Annotated in this window: 1 pseudogene; it reads right to left on the reverse strand. The window is 54.9% G+C overall.

Features of this window, described 5'->3' with window-relative positions:
• Positions 1-50: 50 nt before the first annotated feature.
• A pseudogene (locus NE591_RS14725) lies at positions 51-297 on the reverse strand (ABC transporter); the annotation flags it as partial.

Here is a 297-nt window from a genome sequence, read left to right on the forward strand (position 1 = left end):
TACGAGTATCGCTTGAAGATATTGATACCCGTGCCGAGAATTTCCTGAATCTAGAACCAGGGAATGAGGCCGCCCATAAGCCAGAGGATATCGGGGACATCGGAACCCGTCTGGTCAGCGCTGCGCAGCCCAACCTCGAGCGCGAACCAAAATACCAGAATGTACACTGCTGGCTTCGCGAAAAACCACAGGGGGCCAAGCACCGCACCCGCTGAAATAGTCTTCAGATCGAACAGCCCCAGGCTCAAGATCTGCTTGCGCCATTGCCACTGTTCCTTGAGTATCTCCGAGAGCGTG

Source organism: Adlercreutzia sp. DFI.6.23, assembly GCF_024462535.1.
In the GTDB taxonomy this organism is placed as follows: domain Bacteria; phylum Actinomycetota; class Coriobacteriia; order Coriobacteriales; family Eggerthellaceae; genus Adlercreutzia; species Adlercreutzia rubneri.